Below are 17,329 nucleotides of genomic sequence, written 5' to 3'. Positions count from 1 at the left end.
GAGGTGAAGTTCCGCAAAAACAAAAGGGTGAGCTGTTCGGCTCACCCTTTTAACGTACAGAAAAAACAGGCAAAAGGCAACCGTCACCGCAGGACGGGAGTGCCTCCCGGCCTCCGCAGCGAGATCGAATCATCACGGAAAGTGACGTAGTAGAAGTTCTTGTCCTGCGAGGTCAGAATTCCGGTGTCGGTATAGGTGCGAGCGACCGTGGAGTCGATCACAGAGTATGGCCCGGCAATATTTGCGGAGCGGTACACATAGTATTGGTCAATGCCGTCGGGGAACTGCCAGTTCAGGACGATGTCATTTCCAGTTGACGAAACAACGAGGATCGGTCCGACAAGCAAGGAGTCATATACAACCTGAGACCAGCGTCCGAGATCATCCTGAGTACGGAATCCCACGCGATAGTTGCCAACCGGGAAACCCGTGTAAACATGGTTGATGTCTTCGGTGCCTTCATCCCACGCGCCGTCACCGGGCAGCGGAATGGCAATACCGTTTCCGGGACCGGGATCAGCGCCTGCAAAGACTTCGGCAGCGACGATGTGATGATCAATTCCGCCGACGAAAGGAGAAGAGACGATCAAATACGCGCGATGCACTTGTCCGACGCGGCCGAGATCGTCCGTCGAACGAAGATCGACGAGATGTAGGCCAATCTCGAGTGCGTTGGTGTTGATGATGTCAGCGAAATTGACCACCGCTGCGTCGGCGTTGTCGTTCAGTGTGAAAGCGCCGCCGTCGATACGGTATTCCATCTGAGTGACCAAGCGAGTGGCGAAGCCTGCCGTATTGGAGACGACAAAGAAACCGTCGTTGATCAGACCTGTTCTGCCCAAGTCATCGGTGGCACGTACACGTAAGCGATGGATACCGTTTGTCAGGCCTGTTGTGGCCACGACGTCATTCAGAATTGCATTTGGGCTGTCGGTTACGTCGACGTTCGTGAAGCTGCCGCCATCGACTTGGTAGGACATCGAGACGACAAGACGTGTGCTGCCGGTCGCAGGAGCTATCACGACATAACCATCCGTGACAGGTCCCCAAATGTTGGTTGCGCCGGAACGCAAGCTGTCGATTTTGCAGCGAAGTTTGACACGCGTGATTTCACCCGCAGCGAGAGAACCCGTGGCAACCGAAAACGCGAGCGCTTCGGAGGGGTCGGGTGTGCCGATAGAAATCGCGTTGCCGCTCCCGACACCGGGATCCGCGCCGACAAACCACTCTGCTTGAGTGACTACGGCGGATTGGGCGAAGGAGAGGGTTGTCATCAGCGCCATTAGTAGCAGAAGCGCTAATATTTTACCCCCCCTTGCCCTCCCGGAGGACCGGGGGGGAATGAGAAGAAGAATCTTCTTCATGATGAGATTCTCCTTATGAATTAGTATTGGGGTCCGACGCGGCCGATGGCAGTGGCGTTGACGGGAGTTCCGACTCCAACGAGGTTCGGGTTCAGGGCGATATTGACGGCCCACGGATAGTTGGGCACGCCGTTATCCACGAGGGGCTTGGGACCGCCGTATGCTCCTCGATCGGATTGCGAACCGTCCGTGAAGTCGAGCAAACTCGGATGACCGGAGTTGATCAAGCTCGCGCCATTCACGGGATCGAGATGCAGGTCGGTGATACCTTCTTCAAAATTGTTCGTGGTGTTGTAGTTCACGAACGGATTGGTTGTGATCGAAGTCGTGTTGGTGCCGGGAGCGGCGACGACGGACTCGGACGAGTTGTAATCGAAGACGCTCGATGCGTTGTACGATCCGAACGAGGGTGTTGCCAAGAAGTCATAATAGACGTTATTGACAGCGATCAGTGGGCCGCCAGCGGCATTCAGCGCATATGGCGCGCGGAAGTTCAAGAAAACGCAATTGTAGTTTTCCACTGTGCCAGAAGCTGCGCCTCCCCAAATCGCGCGGCAATTGGCATTGCCGCCACGGTTTACAAAGACGCAGTTTCGAATAGTAGCTGGATAGTTGGAAGTCGACACAATGATTGCGCCTGACGAAGCTGTTGTCAAATTTGAAAGAAAGATACAATCTTCGACGACCAAGGTGCGTCCGCTATTATTGTCAATCGCTGCGCTCGAAGATGGGGAGTGAGCGAGTAGGCAACGGCGGACGGTGATCGAATCCGTGCCATTGATGAAATTCAACATTTGGGTAGGGGAGTCAATTCGCAGGCCCTCCCAAGAACTTCCTGTCTGGCCTGGTCCATTGGCGTACCAGATGCTGGACAAATTAATCATAGACTGGTCCCAGCCCGCACCGATATAGATCAAGCGTTTGCTTGGCTGGTTGATGTTGCCTTCTGCATATGTGCCGGGACCGATGAGAATCGTGTCGCCGGATGCAGCAACAGCGGCAGCAGCGCCGACGGTGGTGTAGGATCCAGCGCCGGTGGATGAGACATAGCGGATGGTAGCAAAAGCTGAGGATGCAAGCACAAACATGAGGGCGAGGAGCCCGATCGCAAACTTTTTCATACGTTGTCCTCTTTTTTGAAGGGATGGGTAGCTATTGGTTAGAAGCAATTCCGACAATATAGTGCCGAAAACAATCTCAAACTCGCCTCAAGTCTCTCAAAAAACAGATGTTTAGAACATGACTCGTATTGTATTATATCAACTTAAAGCGGTAAATTTTTCTGACCCACAGCGCAACGCCTCTTGCATACAAAAAGCGGCGACCCGAAAAGGGTCGCCGCTTTTGCCTAAGTCCAAATTATCCAAGCTTATTTAAGTAGAATAATCTTCTGTGTTTGAGTAAAGGAGCCAGACGTAAGTCTGACAAAGTAGAGTCCGCTGGGGGAATGGTCTGCTTGCCACTGGATGGAATGGGTTCCGGCCGTAGAATTTTCACTCACGAGTGTGGTAACTTTTCTTCCCATGATGTCAATGACGTCAAGCGAGACGCGCGCGGGGGTGGGGACATCGTAGGAGAGAGTTACCGATGCATTGAACGGGTTGGGATAGGCCTCGTGAAGGCTGAAGGATGAAGGCTGAAGGATGGGATCGTCGGCGGCAATGATGTGCGTGATATCCACGATCACCGTGTCCGCTGCGGGGGGAACAAGCTCGTGTCCTTGGTTGTCCCTCAGGCTCATGATTAATGGCACATTGTTCTCGGTACTCCGACCGCCAAAGAAGTACAAATACGGAGTGACATCAAAGATGTCAACCGTGTCGTGAATCATATCATCGTCTGCATCCACAAGAAGCAGAATGTGACCGTCTCCACCGGAATCGGACACGTCAAAATTCTCAACTGCAAAAACAAAAGTCACCGAGTCGACCAACAAGGCACCGTTTACCGGTGTTGTGATCACAATACTGGGAGAATTTGGTTCGTAGAGCACATGCACCGAATCGATTGCCGGTGGATCGAAGGGCTGTTGATCAAGATCGAGAATTTCCATCGTGATCATGTTCCAGCCCAAATTCAACGTCACGGGATAGGGTGCGACTTCATTCGTAGAAGTGGGATCTTGATCGTTTACCGTGACGGAAACATAGCCGTCGCCGTTGTTGGGATCAATCAGGATATTGTGAACTTCGAAGACAATGTCAATGTCTTCAGTGTTTACCGTCGCAGAATCTTCGGGAGACGTGATCACAATTTCAGGCGGGAAAACGGAGTTCGGTCCGAGTTCACCGTCCGCATTGATGTTCTGCAAGTACATGTTCATCGCGCCGCCGCGCGCATCCGGCCAGCAAGCGATAATCTGGCTTTGCGGATTCACGCATGTGTAGGGTCTGCCCTTCTCGCTGACCACGGTGCAGAGGTCTTTGATAGGTGGGGTCCACGTTGGATTGCCGCCCGGATCAAGCTGGCTTGCACGCAAGAGCGTATTGATCGCGCTGCCCTCCGCATACTGCGAATAGAAGACACTATAGTTTGTGGTCTGACGGTGTGCGCGGACATTGAAACACGGCTCGGGCGACCACGGAGTAACGGTGACGCCGTTGGCGCTCCACAAATAGCTGCCCGTCGAATCCAACAATTGCGCGTCTACCCCGCCCAGCGATTGAAGCGTATTGGTTGATTGGTAGAAAACGGCGATGCCTTCGGGAACCAAGATCGCAGAAGGGGACATTTGCAACTCGCTGGCCGAAAGATCAACCTGCACGCCGTTTTCCTGCCATTCCACGATACCGCCGGAGTTGATGTGCTGCACGTAGACGTGATGCACGTTGTTGCGCGTGTCATACCAGAAGGAATACGCTCCGTCACGGCCGTCGTGAACAATGTCAGGTTTCATCTGAATGCCAATGCCGTTGGTGGTCATCACGGGCAATCCATTGGGATTCCACAAAGTCGCACCGGCTTCGGAGAATTTTTGCACGTAGATATGCCGCGGCGACGTGAACTGCGTGCCCTGTTGAATCAGATAAGAGAGAACAATTGCATTGTCGTTGGTGCCGCAAATGCGCGGAATGGACAAAGGAAGCTCGTGCGTGAGCGTGATCGTCGATGGCGTAAAGACGTCTTGTCCCGCGACATTCACACGGCGGAGATGAATGACATTATCTTCTTGCCACGCGAAGGCAATATCTCCGTTGGAAGCAATTGCAATGCGCGGGTCGGGTTCGAATCCGTTGTTGGCGGATAAGGTGATGCCGTCGGCGCCCCACGCGAATTGACCGTCGGGGCTGATGCGATACGCATAGATGTCACGGTCGCTCCCTCCGCGGCTGTCATTCACGGCGATGATGCAGTAGTCTTCAAGATCAACGACCATGTCCCAATCGGTGAGCCACGTTTCCGTGGGATGATTGGAAACCAAAATACCGCAGGGCACAGTCCATTGCGGCACTCCAGCGCTGTCGAATCTTTGCAGATAGACGTCGTAGTTGCCCGAGGTGTGATCCCACCACGTGACGTAACATCCGCCGTCGGACGTGGCTGCGATTTTCGGCACCACCGCTTCGCCGGTGTGATTGCAGATCAGCAGGTTTTGAGCCGGATCAGTCGGCCATTGGGCAAGTGCGGAGAGGGTGCAGAGCAGAGTGAGTAGTGCTTGTTTCATGAGTCCACCTCCGGTTTGAAGATATGAAATATGAAATCAGAAATATGAAGCGAGAAGCACCGGCGCGTCTTCTAATTCATTTCAGATTTTGGAGTACGCGTGCGCATCAGGTGCGTGGCCAGCCAAAAGACGACGAGAAACACCAGAAAGAACGTGGCCTCGTAGGACCATAAATTCTTCTCCCGGTCGAAGAACATTCTGGGAATATAGTGCGCGGGAAACCAAGCGACGATAGCTGCGAGAAAGGAGCGAAGAATGTTCATCTCAATAGGTTCCTCTGGTTGCTATGCGGGGCATCCGCAGCGGATGCCGCCGCGAGAATGCAGCGTGTCGCTGCATTGATTGACGCTGGCGCGACTGCGTTTCAATGTTCTACTAGCTCCCTGCCTCTGGCAGGGGTGTGTGCGAGAACTATCGGATACGCAGCGGCCGGAGGCCGACGGTAGTAGGTGATTGGACCTCAGATTCCGGCCGGGTTGCGGTGGCCTTAACCCGGCTCGGCGAGAATTTTCAGAAGCCCCTTAGAGCCTATCCCAAAACAAGGAAAAGAATCGCCGAACGGGGCCTGCGCTCGAACGCAGTGAAGCGATTTAGCGTAGCGGTTCCCCGCCGGAATCTAAAAAATCTCGATTTGCGGGGCAGGTGAAGACACCTGCCGCCGCGATTCTTGAATCTCCCGCTATTTCAAGATAGGTTCTTAATCCCCCCGCGCAGCGCAATGGGTCCAGCGTTCACGCCGGCTACTTTAGAATGTCGAGCTTCATCATCACCAAACCTGCGAGGAGTTTGGGATAGAAGTCTGTGGATTTTTGCGGCATTCTCTTGCCTGCGGCGGCGACGGTTTTGACGTCTTCGACGCTGGTGGGATTTAGAATGAATGCCGCTTGAATACCGTCTTTGCCGACGGCGTCGATGGATTCTTGACGACTGCGGACATAGTCGACGTGCGTGCCCGCGGAGAGAACTTTCGCGTCGATGCCGAGTTCATTCTCGAGAATCGTCGAATGCAAAATGGTCACGCCCAACGTACGGTTCGGTCCGCCCTGCTCACGCGTTTCAAGGAAGTAGAACTCGTCGTTTGTGCCAATCGCTTTCATGCCGAAGACTTGATCGGTCTCGAAGGTGTCCATCTCCGCGAAGAGCGCTTCGGCTGACGAGAGTGGAGTGATCTTGAAGTTTTCTCCGAGCGCAGCCAGAAGTTTGGGGCCGGAGAAATTTTCGACGTTGCGAATCAAACGGTGCGTGGGCAAAATCACGAGTCCGGGATCTTCCATCGGGAAAAGTCCCATCATGCGATGATCGAAGCCTTGATTTTCGCCGGGCTTCCAACCGTGCTCGACGCATTCGCGTTTGAAATTGCAAGCCGTTTCATAGCGGTGATGACCGTCCGCGATGAACAGATCGCAGCTTGAAACGAGTGTTTGAAGTTTTGCGACTGTTTCGGGATCATCGGCGACCCAGACTTGATGCAGTTCGCCGTAGTCGTCGCGGCACTCGAGCGCGGGTTTGTGATTGGCCGCTATCGAGTCCATGAGTTTCACGCTCTCTCCGTCGGGATCAGAGTAGAGCATAAAGATTAGCTCGTCATTGGTTTCGAGAGCTTTGAGCAGCCGCAAGCGGTCGGCCTTGGGTCCGGCCAAAGTGTGTTCGTGGGACTTGACGTTTTCTTCGTCGAGCATGACTGAGGCCATGAATCCCTTGCGAACGTACTTGTTGCCGAGAAAATTGAAAGTTTGATAATAGAGATAAAACGCCGGCCCCTTTGCTTCTACGAGAGTGCCGTCGGCGATCCATTGTTTCAGGGTCGCGGCGGCGCCGGGGTAGGTGGATTCGGGGTTGGTGACGGTTTCGTCGGACTTAATGATACGAATAACATTGTGCGGATCGCGTGCGTAATACTTCTCCTGCAGGGCGCGATCAATCTTGTCATACGGTTGAGTAACCAATTGGTCGAGCTTCGCGGCGAGTGCAGGGGAATAGGTCAAACCGCGAAACGGGTGAATACGGGCCATCTGTGACTCCGGAATAGATACAATGAGGTAGTTTGCGAAAAGATACGCAAACCCGGCAAAATTATCAAGCAGAATAGTTTGACTAAGTGCCTCAGAATGCATATCTTACCTTCTTAGGCGAAAACCAGCGTGCCGCTGAACTGACTTTGCGCGTGTCGTGCTTGGAAGCACGACCTAGTTGGGGTGTGCGGTCGTCATTGCGAGTCGCGTTTCGTAGGTCGTCATTCTGAACGAAGGCTTGGCGCAGTGAAGAACCTCTCTGGGGTTTTGTGGCTGCACCGGGTTCTTCAGAGGGGTCCATCACTGCGTTCAGGATGACGACAGGCATAACGTTTTCGCGGAATTTGCACGCTTGCCCCCCTTAATCCCCCCGGAGGACCGGGGGGGATCAGAATCCAGAACCCCCCTTAATCCCCCCGCGCAGCGCGGGGGGAGATCAGAAATGTCCACCCGCCTCCCTGAAGAATTGGTTTACCTGTCCTCAATGCTGGGCAGGCCCGCCTATTCCCGTACTTTGGGAACAGGAATGGGAAAGGTGTGGGACGTCATCGCGCAGGTGACGGAGATGTTTCCCGAGGTGAAGGGGCTCGTGCTCAGGAATGGGGGACGGTTGGTGCTCTATCCGGCAACGGGAATGGAGTATTTTGACTTTTTGAAGTCGCGCCGCCTAAAAGTCGACGAGCACAAGATCATCCCGTTGGAGCTTACGGGAGATGATATCTCCATTCGCGAGACTCTGTGGGACCGACAGATTGTCGACGTCGAAGGGGCAAAAGTCGTGCGTGTGAACGACGTGCAGCTTCTTGTGGGCGAACGGCAATGGGTAGTACACGTCGACGTGGGTGTGTCGGGACTTGCACGCCGTTTGGGCTACGAGACCGCGCTGCGCAAGGCGGCAAGAGTGCTGGGCCGCAAATTTGACGACGAGTTAATTTCGTGGAAGTTCGTACAGCCGATCAGCGACACTCAGGATGCACCCGGGCCCGTCAGATTGAAGGTTGGTGCTCAGCGGCTCAAGGAGCTGCATCCGGGTGAAATTGCCGACATTCTCGAAGAGCTGAGCCACGAACAGCGGCAGGTGATGGTGGCCTCGATGGACATCGAGACGGCCGCCGAAGCACTCGAAGAGACGGACTACGACGTACAAAAAGCGATCTTGGAGAATCTTGAGCCGGAGCGCGCGGCGGACATCATCGAAGAGATGGAGCCGTCGATTGCCGCGGACTTGCTCTCGGATCTCGATACGACCGCGTCGGAAAAGATCATCAGCGAATTCGAGTACGAAGACGAGCGCGCGGAAATCACGGAGCTGATGAGCTACGAGGAAGAAACCGCTGGCGCGTTGATGACCACGGACTATCTCGAGCTCTCGGAAGACAAAACGGTGGAGGACGCGCTCGAACTGTTGCGCGACAACGCCGAAGAGATAGAGGCCTACTACTACATCTACGTGCACGACGACGACGGTGTTCTGACGGGTGTGGTGTCCATGCGGAATCTGCTGTTAACGGATCCCGCTTTGCAAATCGGGAACATCATGTCGGGCCGCTTGATTACGCTGCCGCTCGACGCGAGTTTACAAGACATCGCGGAGAATTTCCTGCGATACAATTTTTTGTTCATCCCGATTGTGGATGAAAACGGAGTACAAAAGGGCGTGGTAAGTTTCAAGGATTCGCTCGACGACCTGATGCCGACGCTCTACAAGACGTGGAAGAAGGATTAGTGAGTAAAGAAATCGAGAAGATCGAAGAGCACACCGAGTTTGAACATTTTGAACTCGACGAGCGGCTGCTGAGGGGAGTGGTATTTATGGGGTACGAGCGTCCGACGCCGATTCAGGAGCAGGCGATTCCGCCCGCACTGAAAGGGCTCGACGTGATGGGCGCGGCGCAAACGGGAACAGGCAAGACGGCTGCGTTCGGTTTGCCGATTTTGCACCGTGTGTTGAACGAAAAGCATGAGAAGCCGATGGCGCTTGTGCTGTCGCCGACACGTGAACTCGCCGTTCAGATCGAAGACTCGTTCAAGCATTTCGCAAAATACACGAAGCTGAAAGTGCTCGCGGTGTACGGCGGCGTGGGCTACGGTCCGCAGATGGACGGATTGAAAAAGGGTGCGGACGTCATCGTGGCGACTCCCGGAAGATTGCTTGATCACGTCGCGCGCGGAACGCTCTCGCTGGACTCGTTGAAGATGCTCGTGCTCGACGAAGCGGACCGCATGCTTGACATGGGATTTTTGCCGGACGTGCGCAGAATCATGGCGCGCGTGCCAAAGGAACGGCAGACGATGCTGTTCTCGGCGACGTTTCCGGATGAAGTGATGCGGCTTTCTAAAGAGATATTGATTGATCCGATTCACGTTCAAATCGGGCAAAAGAGCAGCGCGGCGCGCGGGTTGACGCACACGGCTTTTCCGGTGCCCGCGCACTTGAAACCGGATTTGCTCGCGGAGATTTTGATTGAGTTAAATTCTCCGGCGGTGCTGATCTTTACGAGGACGAAACACCGCGCAGACCGGATTCAGAAACTGCTCTCGAAGAAAGAATTCGAAGTAACGAGCCTGCACAGCGACCGCACGCAGAAGCAACGCATGGCGGCACTCGACGGTTTCAAGAAGGGTAAGTTCAATGTGATGGTGGCGACGGATATCGCGGCGCGCGGCATCGACGTGTCAGGGATCACGCATGTGATCAACTACGACTTGCCTGCGACGGCGGAAGATTATGTGCATCGCACCGGTCGCACTGCACGTGCGGAAAAATTGGGCGACGCGCTGACGCTGGTCGCGCCGGATGAAGAGATTTTGCTGCGCGAAATCGAAAAACATTTGGGGCAGCAGATGACGCGCTCAGCGCTGAATCACTTTGATTACATGAAGCCTGCGCCGGAAAAAGCGAATAGCTTGCAAAAGACGAGCGGCACGATTGGCCCGCAGACGAAGAGTTTTCAGTCGTCGCACCGCCGGCCAAAGATTCCGCGAAGAACGGGTAGATAAATCACCCTCCACGCTTGACCCCCCCTTAATCCCCCCGGAGTGCCTGTTAAGCACACGACCGGGGGGAAATGAAGACAATGACTTCCTTGATCTCTAAATGGACTCGTAAAGCCTCGCCCGCATGGACGAGGTTTTTGTTGTTCCTTTCGATTATGGGACCGGGGTTGATCACGGCGAATGTCGACAACGACGCGGGCGGCATCACCACCTATTCGCAGGCGGGAGCGCACTTCGGATTGACCGTGTTGTGGATTTTCATTCCGATGACGATTGTCCTGATTATGATTCAGGAGATGTCGAACCGGATGGGAGTCGTGACGGGTAAGGGACTATCGGACTTGATCCGCGAACGGTTCGGAGTCAAGTGGACGTTCTATTTGATGATGGCGCTTTTGGCGACGAATTTCGGCAACGTGGTCGCGGAGTTTTCGGGCATCGCCGCCGCGGGAGAATTGTTCGGCATTTCGAAATGGATCTCAGTGCCGATTGCAGCGTTTATCGTGTGGATTTTGGTGTTGAAAGCGAACTACGCGACGATTGAGCGCGTGTTCTTGATCGCCGTGATCTTTTACGTCGCATATATTATCGCGGGAGTGCGCGCGCAACCGGACTGGGCCAAGATCGGGATGGCGCTCGTAACGCCGGAATTCAAAGGTGGAAACGCGTATCTTCTGATGATCATCGGTCTGGTGGGAACGACGATTGCGCCGTGGATGCAATTCTATCAACAGGCAAGCGTCGTCGAAAAAGAAATTCCGCTGAAGTACTACAAATACTCGCGGATCGACACAATTGTCGGAGGCATAGGCGTCAGCGTGATCGCGTTGTTCATCGTGGTGGTATGTGCCGAAACGATCTATCCGCAAGGGATTTTGATCGAAGAAGCATCGCAAGCCGCACAAGCACTTGCTCCGGTGGCCGGAGAGTTCAGCGCGTTGTTGTTCGGATTCGGTTTATTGAACGCGAGTTTGTTCGGCGCGTCGATTCTGCCGATGAGTACGAGCTACACGATTTGCGAAGCGATGGGCTGGGAGTCGGGTGTAAAATACAAATTCGACGAAGCGAAACAGTTCTATATTATCTACACGGCGCTGATTGTGCTGGGCGCCGCCTTTGTGCTGATTCCGGGACTGCCGCTGATCAAGGTGATGTTCCTCTCGCAGGTCGTGAACGGAGTCTTGCTGCCGTTCATTCTCGTGCCGATGCTGATCATGGTCAATGACAAGAAACTCATGGAAGAGTATGTCAACGGCCCGGTCTACAATGTGATATGCTGGATTATGGTGGTAGTGCTGAGTGGGTTGTCGCTGGTCTATTTTGGGAGTTTGCTGTAGTCAGCGTGCCGCTGGACTGATTGACGCTGGCGCGAGCGCTTAAGAGTTCCGACCGGGTTGCGGCGGCCTTAACCCGGCTCGGCGAATCAAGCGGACACTATCTATAGGTCGTCATTCTGAACGTAGTGAAGAACCTCTCTGGGAATTGCAGAGAGATCCTTCAGCCGCGGCGGCTTCAGGATGACGACACGTCTTACGTTTTCGGTATTCCTGAAAGCCCCCCTTATTCCCACCGCGCAGCGCGGGGGAGGTCAAAATAGAAAAACGCCTGACCATGTATGGTCAGGCGTTTTCTCTCGTCTGATGCGGAACCCACCGCGTCGTATTAACCTTTTACAAGTGAATTTCCAATAACAAGGCGTTGAATCTGGTTTGTGCCTTCGTAAATTTGCGTGATCTTCGCGTCGCGCATGTATTTTTCAATCGGATAGTCGCGCATATAACCGTAGCCGCCGAAAATCTGCACGGCGTCGGTGGTGACTTTCATGGCGACGTCGGACGCGAGCAGCTTGCTCATCGCGCTGTAACGGCCGATGTCTTTGGCTCCGGAATCAATCAAGCGGGCCGTTTGATACAACAGCGCGCGCGCGGACTCGATAGACGTGGCCATGTCCGCCATCATGAATTGAATCGCTTGCAGATTCATGATAGGATGTCCAAATTGGTAGCGGTTCTTGGCATAATTCACCGCGAGATCAAATGCTCCCTGCGCGATGCCGAGTGCCTGCGAGGCGACGCCGGGACGCGATTTGTCGAGCGTCTTCATTGCGACCAAAAATCCCTGACCTTCACCGCCGATACGGTTGGCCACGGGAACTCGGCAATCTTCGAAAATGATTTCATTCGTCGCCGACGCGCGAATGCCCATCTTGTCTTCGTGCTTGCCGACTTTGAAACCGGGATAGTCATCCTGTACGATGAAAGCCGACGTGCCGCGCGAACCCTTCGACGGATCGGTCACGGCAATCACGGTATAGAGATGCGCCGCACCGCCGTTGGTGATGAAGATTTTCGAGCCATTCAAAATGTAATCGTCGCCGTCACGCACAGCGCGCGTTCTCATTGAACCGGCGTCGCTTCCTGCGTTGGGCTCAGTCAATCCGAACGCCGCGAGATATTTTCCTTCAGCGAGGTCAGGCAGATAGCGCTTCTGTTGTTCTTCATTGGCACTGAGAAGAATCGGGAATGTGCCGAGCGCGGACGCCGCAAGTGCGAGCGTGATACCGCCGCAAGCCTTCGAGAGTTCTTCGGTGACAATGGCGAGTTCGAAGACACCCATGCCAAGTCCGCCGTATTCTTCGGGAATCACGATGCCGAACAAACCGGATTCGGCAAAGACTTTCACGATGTCCCACGGGAATGTGCCGTCGCGGTCATATTGTGCGGCAACAGGGCGAATTTTTTCTTCGGCGATTTTGCGCGCGAGTGCTCTGAGTTCTTTTTGGTCGTCGGTCAGGAAGTAATCCATTTCCATGGCGGATATGCTCTCTATTGTGTGCGATTGTAAGCAAACACAATGTATCAATTCCCCGGGACAGACAAAAGTGGAAAATCACACAAATAAAATTGGATAAGTTAAGTCGGAATAACGGGGAAAACTGAAGTTGGGGCGAATGCGCCAAGAGGCAAGTTCACGAGTTGCTTGAAGGCTTGACCGGGTGTATATTGTAGCAGGTGGGTTCAAAAAGACAAGACGGAGGCTACGATGATGCGGCTGGGAACTTTAGTCTTGATACTCGCGCTGGCGACGGCTGCCTTGGCCGACCCGCGCATGTGGGAACCGTCGGGGAAAGTTGTTCGCGGAGAAGCACCCGTGGGAGTCAGCTCCTCGGTGATGGACGCGAATGCGATGACATTGATTGTCTGGGTGGATTACGAAACGGGGCGGGGCGATGTTTGGGGGCAACTGGTGGACATGATGGGACTCCCGCAATGGGAGCCTCATGGACGCAGGCTGATTGCGTCGGAAGTGGGTGAGCGCGACATCAATGTGTACACCTGGCAAGACGGATATCTGCTCACCTTCACACGTGCGAACAACGGCTGGAATGGTTACGACCTGTTCATGCTCAGGCTGGACAGCCAAGGTAATTCTCTGTGGCAGGAAAACGATGGCACGGGAATTCGTGTCAGTCATTTCGGAGTCAGCGGTGCCGCACTGCATGCCCTGCGCATCCTGCAAGACGGCTCCGTGGCTTTTGCCTACGCAGACTGGGACCCATGGGGCGAGAGTTTTGTTCTCTATGCGAACAGAGTGGATTTGAACGGTCAACTTGCCTTTGGCGAGCCGCTTGAGCTGCTGCCATACGCCGGTCTCGGAACGGACTTCGCTGTTGATTTCGATGCGGCCGGTTCAATCTTCTTTGCTTGGGACGAGCGAGTAACCAGCGACTCCACAAGCTATCATGTCCGTAGTTTGAGCAATGCAGGCGAAGTCACATGGGATCATGAGTACGTGACTGAAGCCGGCTCCCAAGCGGCCATGACGGCGAGGTACGTGGACAATGAAGGTTTCTACGTCGCGTGGGCTGAGGCAACACAAGAGTCATTCCAACTGAAGCTGCAGCTCTACAATGCAAACGGACTGACTTTGTGGCAATCACCGACGATTTTGGAGAGCAGTTCGGCGGGCGGACGCTTTCCGCGGCTGCTTCCCAGCACAACGAATGGACAAGCCGCCGGTGTGATAGCATCTTGGCAAACACAAACGGTTGCTCCTTCTGACAGCGGTGGGCTGATGGTTCAGAAGATCGATCAGGGCGGATCTCCGCTATGGCAAACAGGCGGAATCAATCTTTGCACGCGAGTTGACTATTACTCAGTCTCGAAGTACTCGATGATCAGCGACGATCAAGGCGGCATCCTAACGATGCTCTCTCTCTATTTTCATAATGGAGTGGACTGGGTTTATGAAACCGGCTTGAGTCGTTTGGGATGGACTGGAGACTTCTTGTGGGGAGAAGATTGCGGCACGCGGGTCACGACGACTGACGATAATGTCGGATGGTTGTCTGTAGCGTCGGGCAACTCGAACAACATCATCGTGTCATGGGCTACGAGAGTGGACACGAACATCGTAAAATCGGTGGCCTACAACAAGCAAGTCGGCCAACCGATTGTTCCCACGGACGGCTGGACGTGGGCCTCGGGAATCTTGGGAAGTGTCTACGATCTCACGGGCCTTCCGCTGGACAATAACCGCGCTGCCGTGCTGTGGGAAGACACGCGTGTCAACTACACGGACAACCTCTATTTCCAAATTTTCAACTCGAGCGGGCAAGCAGCTCTCGAACCGTTTGGCAGGCCGGTTTTCTCTGAGGCGGTGGAGGCTGGCTCGCCGGAATTTGCCGCCTGTCCGGACGGACACGGGGGTTTCTATGCCGTGCAGGCTTGGACATGGGACCACACCGGATTTCTCAAGGTTGGACATGTAGACAGCAACGGAGACGTGACGGGCGATACACTGATAGTGGACGTGTATGCGAATCATCCGTCGATGACGCCGTATTGTGTCGCGCAAACCGGCGGCTATGGGTGCTATGTGGTTTGGAATCAAGCGGAAGGCGGCTCAAGCTATAAGCAGCTTGCGTGGCTTGTGGATTCGACGTGCACGCCGCAATGGAGCGAGCCGTTGACCCTTGGGACGGAAAGTTCATCGTACGCAATCGGCGACGTGGCCGCGATGCCCAACGGAAACTGCGTGGTGTTGTTGTCTACGGATACCTACACTCTCGGTGTCGCGAATGTGAACGCCGAAGCACATCTCGAGTGGATGACAAATGTCACTACGACGGCAAGGCTTTCATCTGTGCAGACATGCGACGTGACGGTGGACAATGCAGGCAACATCATCGCCGTGTGGCAAGACCGGCGAAACAGCACGACATATCCTGACGTGTACGGTCAGAGGTTGTCCATGTACGGAGTCGCGCAGCTTGCGGACAGCGGCGTTTTGTTGGCGGAGCATACGGAGGATTTCATGTTGAATCCGGTGCAGGTGATGTATGACCAAGGAGTGTGGCTACTCTTTGCGATTCAAAACACCGGAGGACTCAACAACACTCTATATGCCAACAAGTTCACAGATGATCTGCAGCCGGCTATCGGCGCGGTGGGAATTCCGCTCAGTGTGAATGATGAGTTTGTATTTTCGTATTCTGCAATCACGGACGGTGCGGGTGGAGTGATTGTTTCGTGGGGGTCAAATCCCGCCGAGGGCAGCAGCATTGCGGTGGCGATGCATCTGAACAGGCGAGGCGAACAGACAATTGGCTATTGGGAAACCGGCGGCAGCGTGATTTGCGATACACTTGCCGAGCAATTCCGGCCGGTCGTCGTGCGCGGTTCGGAAGGCGATCAATTCTATTGTTTCTGGGAAGACAGCCGCACGTATGACCAAGTTTACGGGCAGTATTTGGATGAGGCGACCATCAGCGTTGATCCGCCCGGTGAACCCGTGATCACGGACTTTTCGCTCTCACAAAACTACCCGAATCCTTTCAATGCGGCGACGGAGATAGAGTTTGCCTTGCCGCAAAGCTCGGATATTGTGTTGAACGTGTATGACGTAACGGGAAGATTGGCACAGACCGTGGCGAGTGGAAAATTCGCGGCGGGCGAACATCGAGTGAACTTCGATGCTGCCGGACTTTCGTCGGGAGTGTATTTCTATCAGCTTCGCACAGGAAACACGAAGATTGCGCGGAAGATGGTGTTGTTGAAATAAGAGCAAAGCCTCGCTGCCCCGTTTCCGTGACGGGAAAAACAGAACCTGATATGAAATTACTTTTGTTGGGGCTGTGTCTCCTGCTAAGCCTTAATTCAATTCAGGTTGCCTGTGCCAGCGACACGAACGACGCTTTCCGCGAGGAGCATCCAGCGACCAATGAAACAATCGCGGCAGATTCACGATCCGCTCTTGTGCCGTTGAGCGGAGCAGATATTCTTCTGGCAGGGAGCACCCTGCGGCTGAAGAATCTCTATGCGAAACATGGCTATGACTTTGACTCGCACGACGCATTTCTTGAGCAAGCCTTCGAGGACTGGCGCAAGCTGCAGCAGGCCGCGCTCGATTCCTTGCAGCCTGGTCAATGGCCGAAGACGATACCGCCGCTCGTCGCTGAATACGACAGCATTCGATTTAACATTTATGGAATGGTCCATGACAACAAGTCGGATGAGTCGTACAAGTCTTCGATAAAGGCCACACTTCAACTGCCGGGTTCGTGGTTTGTAGAAGAAGGTCTCGCAAGCAGGTTCGCAGGCATGCAGCCCGAACCGACTGAGATGAACGATTTCAGAGCAAGGAGTTTCTCCAACCGGTTGTCTGAAGCGACGGGTTTGTGGTTTCTTATGCTATTGGTCCAAAACGACCCGGAACTGGACTTCTACATGCAGCATCGGAACTCAATGCCACTTTCTGAGAGAGTTCAGCTTTCCGCGCGGCGAACCTGGAAGTACATTGGCGAACTTCCCGCTTATCTCATGATTGAAGAAAGTATGAAGCGAGGGGAAACTCCGTATCTGGAAATTACCCGGGATCGTTCTGCGCTTCAGGCGCTGTTTACGCTCGGAGTCGCAAAGAGGCTTGAGCTCAGTGAATGCAACATTCTTTGCGGAGGCTTGCACGCGGCGCAAATCGAGTACTATTTGCACTATCCGCAGATGGCACCCGTCCGCATCAAAGAGCTTGCGAACTTGCAGGTGGAACACTACCTAAAAGACTCGCGTGATTTTCGCTTGGAAATGTTGAAAGAGCGCGTGTTGAATGATTTGTTGCCGCGACTCTTAAGGTATGCTGCGCTTATTTTACTTGTCGTTCTGTTTATACGAAGAATAAAAAGGCGCACCAAGCAGAGAAATCAGCCGGAGAGCGGAGTGGCCAACTCTTTGTGACGTCGAGTTTTTTCACGCGATAGAATTGCAACAAACTCAAAACAAAAGCCCGCGGCGATG

Annotated in this window: 12 protein-coding genes; 5 read left to right on the top strand and 7 right to left on the bottom strand. The window is 54.1% G+C overall.

The genetic code is table 11. The features are described 5' to 3' along the window. Positions 1-83: 83 nt before the first annotated feature. The 6 genes from H6507_08975 to H6507_08950 form a co-directional block, all read right to left on the bottom strand. Positions 84-1,274, bottom strand: coding sequence for a hypothetical protein (locus H6507_08975; GenBank protein ID MCB9369223.1), 1,191 nt, complete (start codon positions 1,272-1,274; stop codon positions 84-86). Positions 1,275-1,384: 110 nt separating this feature from the next. Beyond that, entirely contained in the window at positions 1,385-2,485 is a 1,101-nt protein-coding gene (locus tag H6507_08970; GenBank protein ID MCB9369222.1) for a hypothetical protein, read from the bottom strand. A 248-nt stretch (positions 2,486-2,733) separates the two neighbouring features. Next, the gene (locus tag H6507_08965) at positions 2,734-5,028 is read right to left on the bottom strand and encodes a T9SS type A sorting domain-containing protein (protein MCB9369221.1); all 2,295 of its coding nucleotides are present in this window, start codon (positions 5,026-5,028) and stop codon (positions 2,734-2,736) included. Between the two features lie 71 nt (positions 5,029-5,099). Then, positions 5,100-5,291 (bottom strand): hypothetical protein, encoded by a 192-nt coding sequence (locus H6507_08960; GenBank protein ID MCB9369220.1) that lies wholly within the window; start codon positions 5,289-5,291, stop codon positions 5,100-5,102. Between the two features lie 477 nt (positions 5,292-5,768). After that, positions 5,769-7,040, bottom strand: a complete 1,272-nt coding sequence (locus H6507_08955) for a DUF1015 domain-containing protein (GenBank protein MCB9369219.1) — start codon at positions 7,038-7,040, stop codon at positions 5,769-5,771. Between the two features lie 91 nt (positions 7,041-7,131). Then, entirely contained in the window at positions 7,132-7,368 is a 237-nt protein-coding gene (locus H6507_08950) for a hypothetical protein (protein ID MCB9369218.1), read from the bottom strand. Positions 7,369-7,482: 114 nt separating this feature from the next. Here H6507_08950 and H6507_08945 point away from each other — a divergent pair, with 114 nt between their 5' ends. The 3 genes from H6507_08945 (at position 7,483) to H6507_08935 (ending at position 11,374) form a co-directional block, all read left to right on the top strand. Next, positions 7,483-8,766 carry a magnesium transporter gene (locus H6507_08945; GenBank protein MCB9369217.1) on the top strand — a complete coding sequence of 428 codons (1,284 nt, stop codon included), beginning with the start codon at positions 7,483-7,485 and terminating at the stop codon, positions 8,764-8,766. Beyond that, a complete protein-coding gene (locus H6507_08940) occupies positions 8,766-10,040 on the top strand; it encodes a DEAD/DEAH box helicase (GenBank protein MCB9369216.1) in 1,275 nt (424 codons plus the stop codon). The genes H6507_08945 and H6507_08940 overlap by 1 nt, the downstream gene beginning before the upstream one ends. Positions 10,041-10,117: 77 nt before the next feature. Further along, on the top strand, positions 10,118-11,374 hold the full coding sequence (locus H6507_08935) for an Nramp family divalent metal transporter (GenBank protein ID MCB9369215.1): 1,257 nt from the start codon (positions 10,118-10,120) through the stop codon (positions 11,372-11,374). A gap of 325 nt (positions 11,375-11,699) precedes the next feature. On the opposite strand, the gene H6507_08930 is transcribed toward H6507_08935, so the two are convergent. After that, positions 11,700-12,842, bottom strand: a complete 1,143-nt coding sequence (locus H6507_08930; protein MCB9369214.1) for an acyl-CoA dehydrogenase family protein — start codon at positions 12,840-12,842, stop codon at positions 11,700-11,702. Between the two features lie 240 nt (positions 12,843-13,082). On the opposite strand from H6507_08930, the gene H6507_08925 reads away from it, so the two are divergent. Together H6507_08925 and H6507_08920 are read left to right on the top strand one after the other, a co-directional pair. After that, on the top strand, positions 13,083-16,100 hold the full coding sequence (locus tag H6507_08925; protein MCB9369213.1) for a T9SS type A sorting domain-containing protein: 3,018 nt from the start codon (positions 13,083-13,085) through the stop codon (positions 16,098-16,100). Between the two features lie 50 nt (positions 16,101-16,150). Continuing rightward, positions 16,151-17,269, top strand: a complete 1,119-nt coding sequence (locus tag H6507_08920; GenBank protein ID MCB9369212.1) for a hypothetical protein — start codon at positions 16,151-16,153, stop codon at positions 17,267-17,269. The last annotated feature ends 60 nt before the right edge of the window (positions 17,270-17,329 follow it).

It is taken from the genome of Calditrichota bacterium (assembly GCA_020637445.1).
Taxonomy (GTDB): domain Bacteria; phylum Electryoneota; class RPQS01; order RPQS01; family RPQS01; genus JABWCQ01.
The sequence above is the reverse complement of the archived record's forward strand: the minus strand, read 5'-3'. Positions and strand labels throughout refer to the sequence as shown.